16 protein-coding genes are annotated in these 15,404 nt (G+C 63.0%); 15 read left to right on the top strand and 1 reads right to left on the bottom strand.

All coding sequences use genetic code 11. The features are described from left to right. Positions 1-18 precede the first annotated feature (18 nt). Entirely contained in the window at positions 19-339 is a 321-nt protein-coding gene (locus ACYQ00_RS14920) for a FeoA family protein (RefSeq protein ID WP_460032893.1), read from the bottom strand. Positions 340-699: 360 nt separating this feature from the next. On the opposite strand from ACYQ00_RS14920, the gene ACYQ00_RS14925 reads away from it, so the two are divergent. The 15 genes from ACYQ00_RS14925 to ACYQ00_RS14995 all read left to right on the top strand — a co-directional run bounded on the left by ACYQ00_RS14925 (position 700) and on the right by ACYQ00_RS14995 (position 15,388). Continuing rightward, on the top strand, positions 700-1,014 hold the full coding sequence (locus ACYQ00_RS14925; RefSeq protein ID WP_460032894.1) for a hypothetical protein: 315 nt from the start codon (positions 700-702) through the stop codon (positions 1,012-1,014). A gap of 68 nt (positions 1,015-1,082) precedes the next feature. Continuing rightward, positions 1,083-1,922 carry a DUF4198 domain-containing protein gene (locus tag ACYQ00_RS14930; protein ID WP_460032895.1) on the top strand — a complete coding sequence of 280 codons (840 nt, stop codon included), beginning with the start codon at positions 1,083-1,085 and terminating at the stop codon, positions 1,920-1,922. Between the two features lie 114 nt (positions 1,923-2,036). Beyond that, the gene (locus ACYQ00_RS14935) at positions 2,037-2,777 is read left to right on the top strand and encodes an HD-GYP domain-containing protein (protein WP_460032896.1); all 741 of its coding nucleotides are present in this window, start codon (positions 2,037-2,039) and stop codon (positions 2,775-2,777) included. After that, positions 2,774-4,966: a heavy metal translocating P-type ATPase gene (locus ACYQ00_RS14940; RefSeq protein WP_460032897.1), complete on the top strand. Its 2,193-nt coding sequence runs from the start codon at positions 2,774-2,776 to the stop codon at positions 4,964-4,966. Before ACYQ00_RS14935 ends, ACYQ00_RS14940 begins: the two co-directional genes overlap by 4 nt. Positions 4,967-5,120: 154 nt before the next feature. Further along, on the top strand, positions 5,121-5,441 hold the full coding sequence (locus tag ACYQ00_RS14945) for a hypothetical protein (RefSeq protein ID WP_460032898.1): 321 nt from the start codon (positions 5,121-5,123) through the stop codon (positions 5,439-5,441). Between the two features lie 36 nt (positions 5,442-5,477). Further along, on the top strand, positions 5,478-6,608 hold the full coding sequence (locus ACYQ00_RS14950) for a PAT1 family protein (protein ID WP_460032899.1): 1,131 nt from the start codon (positions 5,478-5,480) through the stop codon (positions 6,606-6,608). Positions 6,609-6,612: 4 nt separating this feature from the next. Then, positions 6,613-7,014 (top strand): magnetosome protein MamC family protein, encoded by a 402-nt coding sequence (locus ACYQ00_RS14955; protein WP_460032900.1) that lies wholly within the window; start codon positions 6,613-6,615, stop codon positions 7,012-7,014. A gap of 11 nt (positions 7,015-7,025) precedes the next feature. After that, positions 7,026-7,370, top strand: a complete 345-nt coding sequence (locus tag ACYQ00_RS14960; protein WP_460032901.1) for a YtxH domain-containing protein — start codon at positions 7,026-7,028, stop codon at positions 7,368-7,370. A gap of 49 nt (positions 7,371-7,419) precedes the next feature. Continuing rightward, entirely contained in the window at positions 7,420-7,596 is a 177-nt protein-coding gene (locus tag ACYQ00_RS14965; protein ID WP_460032902.1) for a hypothetical protein, read from the top strand. Positions 7,597-7,603: 7 nt separating this feature from the next. Continuing rightward, entirely contained in the window at positions 7,604-9,832 is a 2,229-nt protein-coding gene (locus ACYQ00_RS14970; protein ID WP_460032903.1) for a heavy metal translocating P-type ATPase, read from the top strand. Positions 9,833-9,914: 82 nt separating this feature from the next. Next, a complete protein-coding gene (locus ACYQ00_RS14975; RefSeq protein WP_460032904.1) occupies positions 9,915-11,063 on the top strand; it encodes a SpoIIE family protein phosphatase in 1,149 nt (382 codons plus the stop codon). After that, positions 11,060-13,627 carry a ferrous iron transport protein B gene (gene feoB, locus ACYQ00_RS14980; protein ID WP_460032905.1) on the top strand — a complete coding sequence of 856 codons (2,568 nt, stop codon included), beginning with the start codon at positions 11,060-11,062 and terminating at the stop codon, positions 13,625-13,627. The genes ACYQ00_RS14975 and feoB overlap by 4 nt, the downstream gene beginning before the upstream one ends. A 16-nt stretch (positions 13,628-13,643) precedes the next feature. Next, a complete protein-coding gene (locus tag ACYQ00_RS14985; RefSeq protein ID WP_460032906.1) occupies positions 13,644-14,240 on the top strand; it encodes a SiaB family protein kinase in 597 nt (198 codons plus the stop codon). Between the two features lie 3 nt (positions 14,241-14,243). Beyond that, positions 14,244-14,630: a DUF1987 domain-containing protein gene (locus ACYQ00_RS14990; protein ID WP_460032907.1), complete on the top strand. Its 387-nt coding sequence runs from the start codon at positions 14,244-14,246 to the stop codon at positions 14,628-14,630. Positions 14,631-14,632: 2 nt separating this feature from the next. Further along, a complete protein-coding gene (locus ACYQ00_RS14995; RefSeq protein ID WP_460032908.1) occupies positions 14,633-15,388 on the top strand; it encodes a GGDEF domain-containing protein in 756 nt (251 codons plus the stop codon). Positions 15,389-15,404 lie beyond the last annotated feature (16 nt).

Genomic DNA, 15,404 nt, shown 5'->3' on the forward strand with positions numbered 1-15,404 from the left:
GGGATTACCCGGCCGGGGTTAGCCCACTGCCGCCTCAGGCAGTTCCACGTCAATACGATCTGCCTCCTCCTTGCGCAGGGCGACAAAATAGCCGCCGATCCGGACTTCGATGGGGTCGCCCAGCGTGGCCACGCGCACCACTTCCACTTCCGCACCGGGCAAGAACCCGAGATCCAGCAAGCGCTGACGCACGGCGCCGCACGCTCTGTGACGCCGAACCCGGCAGGCGCATCCTTTGGGCGCATGCCGCAGGGTGAGGGCATCGCAGGTTTCGGCTGCGGTCTCGCGGCTGTCCGGTGCGGCCCCTCGTTGCCGATTTCTGTGTCGTTTCCCGAACATGACGTCCTCCGGTAAATTAGTGGCAAGAATTGGTTGACGAGATGGTGATAATGAAATTAATTATCCCGGTCAACGAGGTTTAACGCGCCGAGCCGCTCGCGGGTGCCCGAAATTGAACAGTTTTGGAGGCAACAGGCCGGATTGTTTTTAGTGTTGACAATGAAAATCAATATCGATAAATAACCACCTGTCCTTCCACGTTGGTGTCATCGGGACGCCAGGGGGGAGTGCGGGGAACGATTTAGGGAAAGTCCCTAACCCGCGTGTGGCGCGCGGGGATTTTCCTTGCCCTGTCCGCTGAGGATGCCATGCCCGGGCGCTGCCCGATGTCTTGCAACGATCTGCCCAAGGAGAAATGCAATGCGTACCCTGCTGACTGCGATGTTCTGTGCGGCCTTCCTGGCCTCTGCCTCTCTGGCCTTTGCGCACACCCCCCTGTGCTCTTGTTTTGACAATGGCGATGGCACGGTGATGTGCGAGGGTGGCTTTTCCGACGGTTCTTCGGCCTCAGGCGTGAAGATGGTGGTCAAGGACGCTTCCGGCGCAGTGCTGGAGGAAGGCAAAATGAGCGAAGTGAGCGAATTTACGTTCAAAAAGCCCGCCGGTGACTTCACCGTGAATTTCGAGGGTGGCGAAGGCCACTCCATTGTGATCAAGAGCGCGGACATCAAATAAGTGACTTTTGCCGCACCATACTGAAAAAGACTGTCACATTCATTTTCGAACAGCCTCAAGGAGGTCGCATGCAACGTCGTACGGTTCTGCGCAAGGTGATGCTGGCCATGGTGATGGCCCTGGCCATCCCCGCCACGGCCCATGCTCATTTCCAGATGATGTACACGCCGGAGATCGCCCTGTCGGAAGGCGGGGAGATGGTGCTGAAGATTGTCTTTACCCATCCCTTCGAAGCGGGCCACACCATGGACATGGGTCCGGTGCAGGAGTTCTATGTGCTCCAGCAGCGCGGCTCCGAGGGCGAGCCCAAGAAGGTGGATCTCAAGCAATACCTCAAGGAAATCAAGTGGAAGAGCCTCACCAACAGCGGGGTGGCCTATGAGGCCGTGCTGCCCAAGACCGTGGTCCGCTCCATGGGCGACTATGTTTTCGTGCTCGTGCCTTCCCCCTACCTGGAAAAGGAAGAGGACGCCTACATCCAGCAGATCACCAAGCTGGTGGTGAATGTGGGCGGCGTGCCTGGCAACTGGGCCAAGCCCGTGGGCCTGCCGGCGGAAATCGTGCCCTTTGACAAGCCGTACGCCAACTGGGCCGGCGGTGTGTTCCGCGGCCAGGTGCTCTCCGAGGGCAAGCCTGTGGCCGATGCCGAGCTGGAAGTGGAATACATGAACCACATGCCTGATATGAAGGCCAACGCCTTCCAGGCCAAGGCTGCCGTGAAGGCCCCCAACGATTGCATGGTGACCATGGGCGCCAATGCCGATGGCCAGGGCGAGTTCACCATTGGGCTGGCCAAGGCCGGCTGGTGGGGCGTGTGCGCCTTGGGCGCCGGCCCGGCCAAGGAATACGAAGGCAAGGAACTGTCCCAGGATGCCGTGATCTGGGTCAAAGCCTTTGAAATGAAGTAACTGTTCCCTGTTTCTCCCTGCCAAAGCGCCCCGGGAATCCCGCCTGGGGCGCTTTGGCTCCTGTGTCGGATTTCGCATGGCCCACGCAGGAGCCATAGCCCAAGGACCTGTGCCATGTTGTATGATAAATCCTGGTATTTGTTGGACATGGGGAGCCTCGACACCCCCGCGTGCCGCTGCACCTGCTCGTCCATTCACCAGTTCGCCGAATCCCTGGGCTGCGCCATCGACGCCAAGGATCATCACACCCGCTGCCACTCCGAGCAGGTTGCCGTGCTGGCCCTGGCTCTGGCCCTGGAGCAGGGCGCCTCGCGCGAACTGGCCACAGCCATTCACATTGCCGGGCATTTGCACGATTTGGGTAAAATCGCCGTGCCCGACCATATTTTACTCAAGGAAGGCCCCCTCACGCCGCAGGAATGGGAGATCGTCAAGCGGCATCCTGAAGCCGGCGCGCGCATCGTCGCCCCGGTCAAGGCCCTGAATGGTGAGACGGGCATTTCCACCATGATTCTGCATCACCATGAGCGGTACGATGGAAGCGGCTACCCGTATGGTCTCGCAGAACTCTCCATCCCCTATGGCGCGCGCGTGCTGGCTGTGGCAGACTGTGTGTCAGCCATGATGCAGGACCGCCCTTACCGTCGAGGAACCTCGCTGCTGGATGCGGCGGAAGAGGTGCACGTGCAGGCCGGCCGGCATTTTGATCCTGACGTGGCGCTGAGCTTTCACAACATCGTCAGTGTGTTCAAGCGGCAGAGCCCCCGACATGACGATGTGCATTTCTTCCAGTACCTTGCCGGGTTGCATGCTGTGCGGGATGCGCAGCCCGACGATGCCGAGGAGGCAGCATGAGCCAATTTTTCAAGGTTGTTCACGCCGTGCCAGGACGGGTGCGGGTGCGCAGTGGCCAGCACGGTGACGGCTTGCAGCAAGCCCATGCGGCCCTCACGCAGCTGCCAGGCGTGCGGCATGTCCGCGTCAACCCGGCCTGCCGCAGTCTGGTGGTGGTGTTCGACCCGGAACAGCTGGAACAATCCGGCCTGCTCGCCGCGATCAATGCTCCAGTCAGCACGCAGCCGGATCACTGCCGGCTGTCAGATACTCTGGAACAATGCGCCTGCCCATCCCGCGCCAGTGTGGAGCCCACCCTGCGGCCCCACGCCGTGCGTTTCGGGGTGCTTACCGCCGCCGGCTTGTGGATGCTGGGCCGCAAGGTGTTGCTCTCGGCGGCTGCGCCGGGCTTGTTGTCTCCAGTGGGGGCGGCAGTGCTTTACGGGGCGCTGCCGCTCCTTAAAAAGATGATCCAGGACTTCCGGCGCGGCAAGGTCAGCCTGGAGTCTTTCCTGGGCGGGGCCATTGTGGCTGCGGCCGGGGCCGGCGAAGTGGCCACGGCCCTGGAGGTGCTCTGGATCAGCGCCGGATCCGACCTGCTCACGGCGCACATGGCCCGGCGTTCCCGCCGCAGCATCAAGGCCATGCTCAAGGAAACCGCCCATCACACTTTCGTGCTGCGTGACGGTGTGGAGGTGGAAACGCCCACGGCCCAGCTGCAGCCCGGCGATATCCTGGCCCTGCACGCCGGGGAGCGCATTCCCGTGGATGGGCCCGTCATCGAGGGCGAGGCCCTGGTGGACGTCTCTTCCATGACCGGCCGGTGTGATCTGGAGCCCTGCAGCGACGGCCACTATGTCTATGCCGGCAGTGTGGTCCGCCGCGGAGTGATCCACGTTCGGGCCGAGTGCGTGGGTGAGGAGACCTATTTGGCCAGAATTTTTGAAAAGGTCGAAGCCGGCCTTTCCCATCGGGCCGACATTGAGCAGATGGCCGACGGGCTCGCCCGCAAAACCATTGTCATCGGCTTCATCGTCACGGCGGGTACCCTGGTTTTCACGCAGAGCCTGTGGCGGGCCTTTACAGTGCTGCTGGTCATGGCCTGCCCCTGCGCCACGTCCCTGGCGGCCTCCACGGCCATCAATTCGGCCATCGCCGGCGGCGCCCGGGAGCGGATCATCTTCAAGGGCGGCCGGCCGCTGGAACGCTTTGCGCAGGTGGACGCCGTCTGTCTGGACAAGACCGGCACCCTCACCGGCGCCCGGCCGACCTTGTCCGCCATCCATACCATGAACGGCCTGGATGAACGCGGCGTGCTGCAGCTGGCCCTTTCTGCGGAAGCGCATAACCACCACCCGCTGGCCGAAGCCATCAAGGATCACGGCGTCGCCCTGGGCCTGACACCGCAGGGGCACGAGCGCTGCGAGTATTTTCTAGGGCAGGGGGTGCGCGCCGTGGTGGATGGCCAGGACGTGCTGGTGGGCAACTACAAGCTGTTGCAGCGGTTTGACACGCCGTTCCCCCATGGCGACCTGCGGGTCAGCGCCATGCAGGCAGACGGGCTGACCGTGCTGTACCTGGCCCAGGGCGGAGAGGTGCGGGGGCTCTTTGGCATCCAGAACCCCGTGCGCAAGGATGCCGCACCCGTGGTCCGGTATTTCCAGGGCCGTGGTGTGGATGTGCATCTGGTGACTGGCGATGAAGCCCTGACCGCGCAGGCCCTGGCGCGGGACTTGCGCATTCCCAATCTGCTGGTCTCGGCCATGCCCGAGGACAAGGCCCGGCTCATGGCAGAGCTCAAGGCCCGTGGCAAACGGCCGGCCATGGTGGGCGATGGCGTGAATGACGCCCTGGCCATGGTGGAGGCGGAAGTGGGCGTGGCCCTGGGCTCTCATGGCAACGAAGCCGCTCTGGAAGCCGCAGATATCGCCCTCATGGGCGAAGACCTGGAAGGCGTGATGAAGGCGCATCGGATTTCGCAAAAAACCATCAACATCATACACCAAAATTTCTGGATGGCCACGGGCAGCAACATCCTGGGCGGGCTGGCCGGGGCACTCGGGCTGCTTGGCCCCGTGGCCGCCGGGCTGCTGCACATCGGTCATACGTCGGCGGTGTTGCTTAACTCAGCGCGGTTATTGAAGGTGGAAAAAAATGTTGAGCGCCCAAAAACGCTGAAAGAAGTTGGAATCGTGACACAATCTGTGTGAGGTCAATAATCATTGCAAATATCACGGGTTGCCAACCGTGAAGAGATACCACAAACCTGTACCATCGACGCCGGGTTTTGAGGGGAATTGGTGCAATCCGGCTCCATGAAAGGCCGCGGTTCCGCGGCAAGCGGTTACAGGAAGGAAGCACGACATGAATCCATCTGATTTGCTGGTGCTGCGCCAATATGCCCGCGTGGCGCATCACATTCCTGGGCGGTTGCGGCTGGTATTCGATCCGGCCATCCAGAAGCACCCGTCTTTTTCCACGCTGCGGGACTCGGTGGAACTGTTGGCCGGCATCAAGCACACGCGGGTCAACATCATGGCCAAAACCATGGTGCTGGAATACGCGACGGACATTATTTCCTTTGAGTTGCTGCAGGCGGTTTTTGCAGAACAATCCTCAGACGAACACGTCCTTGCCTGCGCGCTGCAGCTCGTTTCTCCCGGCGAGCAACGCTGCGTGCAGTAACCAGTGTCACCCCAGCATCCACAAGGAGCAAAAGGCATGAACGAGATGGGTACTCCCCAGTACGCCCCGCAGCCTGCCCCCCAATATGCGCCCCAGTACGCCGCTCCGGCGGAGCTGGCTGCGGCCGGGCAGATGTATGGGCAGGAACAAATGGCCGCCCCAGCCCAACCGATGGGTCAGTATGCGGGCCAGCCCCTGCTGCAGTACGGCCCGGCAACGCAGCCGCCGGCATCCCCCGTGGCCCCTCAGGCAGTCCAGGCCATGGGCCCGGCAGAACAGGCCGCCGCACCGGTACAGCCCGAGGCCGAAGGCGGCTGGCAGTATGGCAAGAAAAACAGCGGCGAGGCGGAAGCGGGCAAGTCCTGCGATGCGGGCGAGCCCCAGGCGCCTGCGCAGATGGGTGCCCCGATGCCTGGCCAGATGCCTGGCCAGATGCCTGGCCAGATGCCGGGCCAGATGCTTGGCCAGCCCCAGTACATGTATCAGGCGCCGCAACAGGCCATGCCTGAACAGGGCCAGTACATGTACCAGGGTCCGGCCATGCAGGCTCCCGTGCAGGGTGCTCCGCAAGGCGCTTCGCAGGGTGCTCCGCAAGGTCCGGTCCAGGCTGGACCGCAATCTGGGCAGTACATGTCCCAGGGCCCGGCTCCTCAAAAAACACCTTTGCATGAACAATACATGTACCAGTCCCCGCCTCAACAGCCGGCCCAGTACATGTACCAGGCCCCTTCCCGGCAGCCTGCCCAGGCCGCGCAATATATGTACGGTCAGGCCCAAATGCCTGGGCAAATGCCTGGAGCAACGCAGGGTGCAGCGTCGCAGGGCGGCGGACACGGCGGCTCCGGTGGCGGATGCGGCTGTGGCGGACATGATGCCTCCGCCCAGGCTGGCCAGGCTGGCCAATCTGGCCAGTTCGCGAGCATGGGCATGCCCCAGGGCTTCGGGCACATGATGGGTTTGGTGAATGACATCATGAGTGGCCGCACGCCCAACCCCACCAGCATGATGGGCATGTTGGAAAGTTGTTCCATGCAGTTCTGGAAGGGCGCTGCCGTGGGCGCGGCCCTGTCTATCCTGCTGACCAACAACGCCGTGAAGGACGCCCTGGCCGGCATGGTCGGCGGGCTCGTCGGCTCCAGCCAATCTTCCGCTCCCGAAGGAGAATAAGAGAATGAGCAAGCAGAATTACGCCGTTTCCGCCACTGTGGTTCCTGTTTCCCGTGTGGCCATGGGCGCTGGCGCGTTTGGCGCCGTGGTGGGCGCCACCGCCGGCCTGGCCGAAGGCATTGCCGGTTACCGTGCCGGGACCATGGATAAGCAGCAGGCCGCTGTGCACACTCTCAAGGAAGCCGGCGGCACCGGTCTGGCCGCCGCAGCCGGCGCGGCCGTGGCCTCCACCGTGGGCCTGGGCGGCATTGTGGGTCTGGTGAGCATGATCGCCGTGGGCACTGCCGTGAAGTACGTCTGGAACAATGCCATGTCTGGCGCGTGCAAGGCTGCCGTGGCGCCTGCTCCTGCCGAGCCCGCCATCGCCACGCCTGAGGGCAAGGGCGGCAAGGTCGTCAAGCAGTAAGGGGAAATCTGATGAGCCAGCACTACTACACTTCCTATCCGCCCCAGTATGCGGCCCCGCAATACCAGCAGGTCCCGCAATATCAGCAGTATCAGGCCCAGGATCCCAACCAGTACGCCGCCGGCATGTGCACCTCGCCTGAGGGGCTCAAGAGCTGGTTCAACGTCACGGACAAGCACTATCTGGCCGGCCTGGCCGCCGGTGCGGCCGTGGCGCTGGTGCTGACCAATCCCACGGTGCAGCAGGCCCTGGTCAAGGGCGCCGTGAAGCTCTGGACCTCGGTGCAGGGCTCCATCGAGGAGATCAAGGAAAAGGTCGAGGACGTCAAAGCAGAAATGAGCCAGAAAAATGGGTAACGGCGCAGGGTTGCCATCATCAGGTCAATGCGGCCGCCAGACCGGGGGTATGGACTCCAGGACCCTGGCCAAGCACGGCATGACCGTCTCGCTGGCGGCCCTGGTGGCCACGGGCTTTATCCGGGGCACCACCTCCCGGCGGCTGCATCTGGCTGCCGGGGTGGCCCTGGTGGGGTTCTCCCTGTGGCATCATTCCCTGTACCCGTCGCCCAATCGCAAAGGATGATCGAATCATGACCACCGCCACGTTCAGCAGCCCCCAGAGCCGTTTGCGGGTGGCGCACGAAATCCCCGGCCGGGTTCGTTGGCACGGGCCGATGTTTCTCGATCCGGAGCTGGATGCGGAATACCTGCAGGCTCGTCTGCAGGCTCTGCCCGGCGTGCGGAGCTGCCGCATCAACCGCAAGGCCCAGTGCGTGGTGGTGGAGTATGCTTCGGAATCCGCCCGGAGCAAGGCCCTGGAGCTTCTGGAACGCCTCCCCGAGGAGGCGTTCCACTCCGGGTTCCGGGATGTGGTGCGGCCGTCGTTTTACCCGGTGGCCGTGCGCGGGGCCGCCCTGGCCCTGAATCTTTTCCTGCCACGGCATCTGCGGGCAGTGCTGGCCTGGACCCTGGGCACGCCGGTCATCGTCGAGGGCGTGCACAGCCTGCTTACCGAGGGCGTGCGGGTCAAGGTGCTGGATGCCACAGTGGTGGGGGCCTCGCTGTTGCGCGGGGATTATCTGACCAGTTCCCTGGTGGTGGCCGTGCTTTCCCTGGTGGAATACCTGGAAGCCCGGCTGGAGAATTCCTCCACCGACCTCCTGAGCACCCTCATGCGACCGCAGGCGGAGTTCGCCTGGGTCCTGCGCGATGGGGCCGAGGTGCAGCTGGCCGTGAGAGAAATCGAAAAGGGCGACCGCGTGGTCTGCGGCCCTGGCGAACTTATTCCCGTGGATGGCGAGGTGGTCGAGGGCGAGGCCTCGGTGAACACCAGCTCCATCAGCGGGGAGGCCGCGCCGGCTCATTACAAGCCGGGAACCATGGCCTTGTCCGGGGCTGTGGTGGAGGAGGGCAAGCTCATCATCGCCGCCGAAGAGGTGGGCGAGGGCACGCGGCTGGCGCGTATCAACCGGTTTTTGCAACAGTCGCTGCGGGCCAAATCGGCCACGCAGGAGAGCCGGGCCAACCTGGCCGACCGCCTCGTGCCCATCACCTTTGGGCTCGGGGTGCTCATGTGGCTGGTGACGCGGGACATCCGCCGTGCCGCCTCGGTACTGACCGTGGACTTCTCCTGCACCATCAAGCTGGCCAGCCCCGTGGCCGTGCGCAGCAGCATGTACGCGGCCGGGCATGCCGGCGTCATCTTCAAGGGTGCGCAGGCGTTGGAAGATTTTGCCGCGGTGGACACGATTGTCTTCGACAAGACCGGCACGCTGACCAGTGGTGAGCTGGCCGTGACCTCCGTGGTCTCCACGGTGCAAAGCGGGCTGGATGAGAATGGCCTGCTGGCCCTGGCTGCGGCGGCAGAAGCGCACTACGGGCACCCCGTGGCGCGCGCCGTCACGGCCGAGGCCACCCGGCGCGGGGTGGAGGTGCCGTCCACGCCGCAGGTGGAGTTCATCGTGGCGCATGGCGTGTCGGCCATGGTGGAGGGGCGGCGCGTGCTGGTGGGCAGCCGGCATTTCATTGTGGAAGACGAACAGGTGGATGCCTCGGCCCTGGAGCATCAGGCCGATCACCTGCGGGCCAGGGGCAACACCGTGCTGTACGTGGCCATGGACGGGCAGCTGGCCGGCATTGTGGGCCTGGCCGACGCCATCCGCCCTGAGGCGCGCGAAACCCTGCGCCAGCTGCGGGCCATGGGCATTGACCGCATGGTGGTCCTCACCGGGGATCACCTGCAGACCGCCAACAACCTGTTGCGCGAGCTGCCGGAACTGGATGCCGCCCACGCCGAACTCAAGCCTGAGGAAAAGGCGGCCATGGTCAGGGAGCTGGTTGATTCCGGCCGGACCATCGCCTACGTGGGCGACGGTCTCAATGACACCCCGGCCATGATGCTGGCCAAGGTGGGCGTGTGCATGCCCAAGGGGGCGGATCTGGCGCGCGACACCGCCCAGGTGTTGCTGCTGCACGAGGATATCCACAGCCTGGCTGCTGCCCGGGCCATCGCCCGGCGCCTGGATGTTTCAGTCAATCAGACCTTCTGGGGCGCGGTGGGCGTGAACGGCGCCATCCTGGCTCTGGCTGCGGCGGGCCGCGGCGCGCCGGCGCTGTGGGCCACCCTGCACAACGGCTTCACCCTCGGCGTGCTCGGCTGGGCAGCGGCGCGGAACCTTCGCGCCCCCACACTGCCCGACCTGCCGGCCCAATCCCGCCGGTCTGCGACTGCGGTCTCGTCCCGGCGCGCCCTGCAAGATACCGGCGATTCCACCCCTGCCATTGAGGAGGCCCCGCACGATGTGGCGACGAATCTGTGATTGGTTGTCCGATTTGGGTATTCGTACCCAAATTCGTACCCTGGTATTGATAAGCATATTCATTCCGGCTCTCATTTGTCTCGTGCAGCTGGAAACCTCGCACGGCCAGCACGAAGGGGTGGGCGCGCAGGGCGTTTCGCAGGCGGAACATGTCAGCGCCGGGATCATCATGTACATGGCAGCCTGGGTACTCTTGTATTTCCCGGTCTGCAAAGCCCTGGAAGAGATTGTGGCCCTGCGCAACATCACCCTGTGCAACAACTTCTGCCGCAGCCTGCAGGAGGGCAAGGGGCTGCAGGATCTGCATCTGCCGCCCGAGCGCGGCGCGGAAAACGATTTCATCCGCCTCAAGCGCAACATGTTCTGGATGGGCCGCTCCCTGCTGGACCGCGAACATCGCATCGCCGGCATGTTGTCCGAACTGGAGGAGGCCCAGCGTCAGGTGATGGACAGCATCGAATACGCCAGCGCCATCCAGCACCAGATGCAGATCCCTGCGGCAAGGCTCACAGACTATGTGGTGGATGGCTACATCCTCTGGAAGCCCCGTGACGTGGTGGGCGGCGATTCCTACTGGCTGCGCCGCACACCGGGCGGCGTGTTCGTGGGGGTGTTCGATTGCACTGGCCATGGGGTTCCCGGCGCGTTCATCACCCTCATTGTCCACAGCATGCTGGACAACATGGATCTGACCACCATGGAGGGCCACCCGGGCAGGGTTCTGGAGTCCCTGAACCGCAAGCTCAAAGCCTTTCTTGGGCAGAACGGCGAGGCCACCGGGACGGGCAAGCGCTCCAACGACGGGCTTGAGATGGGCCTGTGCTGGCTGCCCAATGACACTGCGACCATGTGTTACGCCGGGGCCGGCATCAGCGCGTTTCTGGTGGCAGACGGGGAGACGCGGGAGCTCAAGGCCGAGCGTGTCGGCATCGGCTACCGCGAGGCCCCGCAGGACCATGCCTACGCCGAACAGTGCCTTTCCCTGGAGGGCATTGCAGGCGTGCACCTGGCCACGGACGGGCTCTTCGACCAGGTGGGCGGGGAAAAGAACCTCCCCTTTGGCAAGCGGCGGTTTTTGAAACTTATTGCGGAATATGGCGGGCATCCCTTCAGTGCGCAGCAGGCTGGCATCTGGGAGCTCTTTGAGTCGCATCGCGGGCTCTCGGCCCGGCGGGACGACGTTACCGTCCTCGGCTTTGCGCCGGGACGCGTCGCAAGGGAGAGGGCATGAATTCCATGGCGCATGACGAATTGGCATCCACCGAAACCACCTCAAAAAGCTATTTGCTGACGGCGCTGGCCGGGCAGCAGAACGCCGGCAAGTCCACGGTGTTCAACATGCTCACCGGCGCCAGCCAGTATGTGGCCAACTATCCCGGCGTGACCGTGGAAAAAAAATCCGGCCGCTACCGGGATGGCGAGCTGCGCGTGGAGGTGGTGGACCTACCCGGCACATACAGCCTGACCTCTTTCTCCCTGGAAGAGCGCGTGGCCCGGGATTTTTTACTGCAAGACAAGCCGGACTGCATCGTGAACATCATGGATGCCTCCAACCTCTCCCGCAGCCTGATGCTCACCCTGCAGCTGCTGGAGCTGGGAAGGCCGGTGGTGCTGGGTCTGAACATGATGGACGTGGCCACCGCCCATGGCATGCACATTGATGTGGAACGGTTGTCCCACATTCTGGAGGCGCCGGCCGTGCCCCTGGTGGGGCGCAAAGGCGTGGGCCGCAAGGAACTGGTCGAGGCGGTGACCGGGGCCGGCATGCACGGCCAGTCCCGCATCCACCTGCCCTTGCAATATGGAGACCTGGAAGAGACGGTGGGCGCCCTGGAGCACGCCCTGCGCAACAATTCCCGCCTGGAAGCGTCCTACCCCATCCGCTGGATGGCCGTGAAGCTGCTGGAACATGACGAGATGGTCCGCACCCTGGTGCTGGAGAATCATCCCGACGCCGAAGCCATCCTCAAGCAGGTGGATCAGACCGCTGCCGCCTTTGAGCAGGCTGCGCAGCTGAGTGTTTCGGATTACATCCTGGCCCGCCGCCATGCACGGGCCCAGGAAATCGTGGCCGAATGCATCAACCGGCCCGCCGGCCACAAGGCCACCTTGTCCGAGCGCCTGGACCGCGTGTTGCTCAACCGCATTCTGGCGCCGGTCTTTCTGGTGCTCACGGTGTACTGCATTTATCAGGTGTCCATTGTGCAGGGCTATGAGCTGACCAAATATACGTGGCCGTATCTGGCGTCCTTCCGGGGCTTTGTGGGGGATTTGCTGCCCATTCCCGGTCTGGTTGAGGACGGACTCCTGCGCTCGCTGGTGCTCTGGTGTGTGGACAGCGCCAATACCCTGCTGAACTATCTGCCCATCTTTTTCATTCTCTTTGCGCTCATCGCCATGCTGGAAGACTCGGGATACATGGCGCGCATTGCGTTTATCCTGGACCGCATCTTTCAGCGTTTTGGACTCCATGGACAGAGCACCCTGCCGTTCATCCTGGGCGGGGTGTTTGCCGGCGGCTGTTCCGTGCCGGGGATCATGGCCACCAAGGGCATTCCCGACGAACGCTCCCGCATGGCCACGATTCTTACCGTGCCGTACATGAACTGTCTGGCCAAAGTGCCGCTGTATACCTTGCTGGTGAACATCTTTTATCCTGGAGAAAAGAGCTTTGCCCTGTTCTTTATCTCCACTGTCACCATTGTCATGGCGCTGATTATCGCCTGGATTCTCACGCACACGGTGTTGCGGTCCAAGGAAAGCGCGCCATTTGTGATGGAAATGCCCACATACCACCTGCCGACCATCCGCGGGGTGGCCACGCGGACCCTGCAGCGGACCTGGGAATACATCCAGAAGGTGGGAACCATCGTGCTGGCCGTGAGCATCTGCATCTTTGCCCTGCTCCAGTTTCCGGCCCTGCCGGATGCCGTCATGGCCAAACATGAGCAGGCCATGGAAGAGGCGTACACCACCTTCCAGCAGGCCGTGAAGGGCACGCAGTTTGCCGAAATGCTGGCCGATCGGGGCCAGGTGCTGGAACTGATGAACTATTCCAGCCGGTTCACCGCCGCAAGACTCAATGCCGGTGGTGGCATGGACGCCGTGCTGGCCGATTATGAACAGCAGAACCAGGTGTTCTTCAACTTTCTCAAGCCGGGCAAAAAGGAGAAGGACGAACGCACCGTAGGCACGGCCGTGGCCCAGCTGATGAACTCCCGCAAGGAGCTGCAGCGGGTCATCAAGGACCAGCGGATTGAGAATTCCTTCTTCGGCCGCCTGGGCCGGGCCCTGGAACCGGTGACGCAGTTTGCCGGCTTTGACTGGAAGATCAACATCGCCCTCATCAGCTCTTTTGCGGCGCGGGAATCCAGTGTGGCCACCCTGGGCGTGCTCTTCCAGCAGGGAGCGGATGAAGGCGGCACCCTGGAGGCCCGCATGGGCGCCCAGAGCACCGAGGCCGGCATGACGCCCCTGCATGCCCTGGCGCTGATCATCTTCTTTGCCCTGTATCCGCCCTGTTTCGCGGCCACAGTCATGGTCAAGGTGCAGACAGGCTCGTACAAGTGGATGCTCTTTGCCATCATTTTCCCCTCAGCCGTGGGCATTGTGGTGGCCAGCGTGGTCTTTAGCCTGGGCTCGGCCCTGGCCGTGTCCGGGTATTTGATGATGCAACTGTTCTATGCGGCGATGGTATGCATCGCCCTGGGGCTGGGGATCTTCGCCGGGCGCTCACCGGTGGAGGGCATCGGGCGTTCGCTGCGTCCGCGTCAATATGCCCCACAATCGAGATGAGACCTTGGAGAGTGGAATGAACCAGACATGCATTGCCTCGTATCCCGCAGTGTTGCAGGACCTGCATGAGTTTTACGAGTCCCTGAAGCGCGAGGGCATCCTGTTCTGCTACAGCGGCCCCACCAGCCAGTCGCTGGTGGAAGGCATTGGCGACCTGCTCAAGCAGCGCATGGCCGTGGAAGAAGCCGGCATGACCGTGACGCGGAACATTTTTGCCATCTTTATCGAACAAATGCAGAACATCCTGCATTATTCCGCAGAAACCATGCCCCCCCGCGAGCAGTCCGGCGTGGAGGAAATGCGCCACGGCGTGGTGGTGGTGGGCCGGGAAAGCGAGGCGGACCGGCGGTTCTTCGTGCTGTGCGGGAATTACATCCAGAAGGAAAAAGGCCAGATGCTCGCCAACCGGCTGGAATCCATGCGCACCATGAGCAAGGAAGAGCTGAAGGCCCTGTACAAGGAAATGCGCCGCAAGGAGCCGGCTACGGAAGACAGCAAAGGCGCCGGCCTGGGTTTTCTGGAAATGGCCCGCAAGGCCAGCCGCCCTCTGGACTACTGCATTGCGGACATTGCCGAAGGGTTGTCGTTCTTTTCCGTCAAGGCGGTGGGGTAGGCCATGGAGGATCTGATTATCAAGGGCGCCAAATCCAGCCCGGCCATCGAGTTCCTCGCTGCGTCGGGCACCTTGTCCATCCGTGGGGAATCCTACCCTGAGCACGCCGTCAAATTCTATGAGCCGGTGCTGCACTGGATTCGTGAGTTCCTGGAAACCCAGGCCCTGCCGCTGCAACTGACCATGGACATCGTCTACTTCAACAGCTCCAGCTCCAAGATTCTGATGAATCTCTTTGACATGCTGGAAGAAGCTGCCGCAGGCGGACGCGAGATCCAGGTGGTCTGGCGGTATCACGAGGAAAATGAAATCGCTCAGGAATGTGGTGAGGAATTCAAGGAAGAAACGCAATTCCTGCGTTTCGAGTTGCAGTCGTACGGAGACACATAACCATGAACGCCTTCGCACTCGGCTTTCAGGAGGAAGAGCGCGTTATCTCGCGCTGCAGAAGCTGCCTTGAGCATGCGGAGCATGCAGATTGCCCCATGCGAGAGGAATTCATCTTCCTCCTGGCCGAGTACGAGAAGCTCTTTCGTCAGAGCATGCGGCTGGTCAAAATGGGCGACCGCATGCAGCAGAAACTGGCGGGGTTGAACGATACACTGGAACGCAAACAGGAAGAGTTGTTGCGCCTGGCGGCCACAGACGTGCTGACCGGCCTGGCCAACCGCAGGGCGTTCATGGATGCGGCGCACACAGCCCTTTCCCGTGCCGCACGGCACAACCTGCCCCTCTCCCTGTTTCTTGTGGACGCCGACCACTTCAAGCAGATCAATGACTCCTACGGCCACGATGCCGGCGACCTTGTCCTCAAAAATATTGCCGTCATGGGCAAGGCCTCCCTGCGCGCCGAAGATCTCTTCGCCCGCTTTGGCGGCGAGGAGTTCGCCGCGCTGCTGCCGGATGCGGAACTCCCGGAAGCCCTGGCAGCTGCCGAACGCCTGCGGCACAACATGGCCCAGTGCGCTGTGGCCGTCCAGGGCCGCCGCATTCGCTACACCGTGAGCGTCGGGGTGGCCACCCTGGGCTCTTGCGCAACGCAGGGCACAGCAGTGGATACCGTGGATCGTCTCATCAAGGCTGCGGACGAAGCCCTGTACCGGGCCAAGGCCGCAGGCCGCAATACGGTGGCGGCACTTTCCCCCTGAGAACCTCATGGCACCG

This window comes from Megalodesulfovibrio paquesii, from assembly GCF_054653055.1.

Excerpts from the sequence above, each read along its gene's own strand:
- ACYQ00_RS14920 (WP_460032893.1), bottom strand. The coding sequence starts at position 339 with ATGTTCGGGAAACGACACAGAAATCGGCAACGAGGGGCCGCACCGGAC.
- ACYQ00_RS14960 (WP_460032901.1), top strand. The coding sequence starts at position 7,026 with ATGAGCCAGCACTACTACACTTCCTATCCGCCCCAGTATGCGGCCCCG.
- ACYQ00_RS14925 (WP_460032894.1), top strand. The coding sequence starts at position 700 with ATGCGTACCCTGCTGACTGCGATGTTCTGTGCGGCCTTCCTGGCCTCT.
- ACYQ00_RS14995 (WP_460032908.1), top strand. The coding sequence starts at position 14,633 with ATGAACGCCTTCGCACTCGGCTTTCAGGAGGAAGAGCGCGTTATCTCG.
- ACYQ00_RS14930 (WP_460032895.1), top strand. The coding sequence starts at position 1,083 with ATGCAACGTCGTACGGTTCTGCGCAAGGTGATGCTGGCCATGGTGATG.
- ACYQ00_RS14955 (WP_460032900.1), top strand. The coding sequence starts at position 6,613 with ATGAGCAAGCAGAATTACGCCGTTTCCGCCACTGTGGTTCCTGTTTCC.
- ACYQ00_RS14970 (WP_460032903.1), top strand. The coding sequence starts at position 7,604 with ATGACCACCGCCACGTTCAGCAGCCCCCAGAGCCGTTTGCGGGTGGCG.
- feoB (WP_460032905.1), top strand. The coding sequence starts at position 11,060 with ATGAATTCCATGGCGCATGACGAATTGGCATCCACCGAAACCACCTCA.
- ACYQ00_RS14940 (WP_460032897.1), top strand. The coding sequence starts at position 2,774 with ATGAGCCAATTTTTCAAGGTTGTTCACGCCGTGCCAGGACGGGTGCGG.
- ACYQ00_RS14945 (WP_460032898.1), top strand. The coding sequence starts at position 5,121 with ATGAATCCATCTGATTTGCTGGTGCTGCGCCAATATGCCCGCGTGGCG.
- ACYQ00_RS14965 (WP_460032902.1), top strand. The coding sequence starts at position 7,420 with ATGGACTCCAGGACCCTGGCCAAGCACGGCATGACCGTCTCGCTGGCG.
- ACYQ00_RS14950 (WP_460032899.1), top strand. The coding sequence starts at position 5,478 with ATGAACGAGATGGGTACTCCCCAGTACGCCCCGCAGCCTGCCCCCCAA.
- ACYQ00_RS14990 (WP_460032907.1), top strand. The coding sequence starts at position 14,244 with ATGGAGGATCTGATTATCAAGGGCGCCAAATCCAGCCCGGCCATCGAG.
- ACYQ00_RS14935 (WP_460032896.1), top strand. The coding sequence starts at position 2,037 with ATGTTGTATGATAAATCCTGGTATTTGTTGGACATGGGGAGCCTCGAC.
- ACYQ00_RS14985 (WP_460032906.1), top strand. The coding sequence starts at position 13,644 with ATGAACCAGACATGCATTGCCTCGTATCCCGCAGTGTTGCAGGACCTG.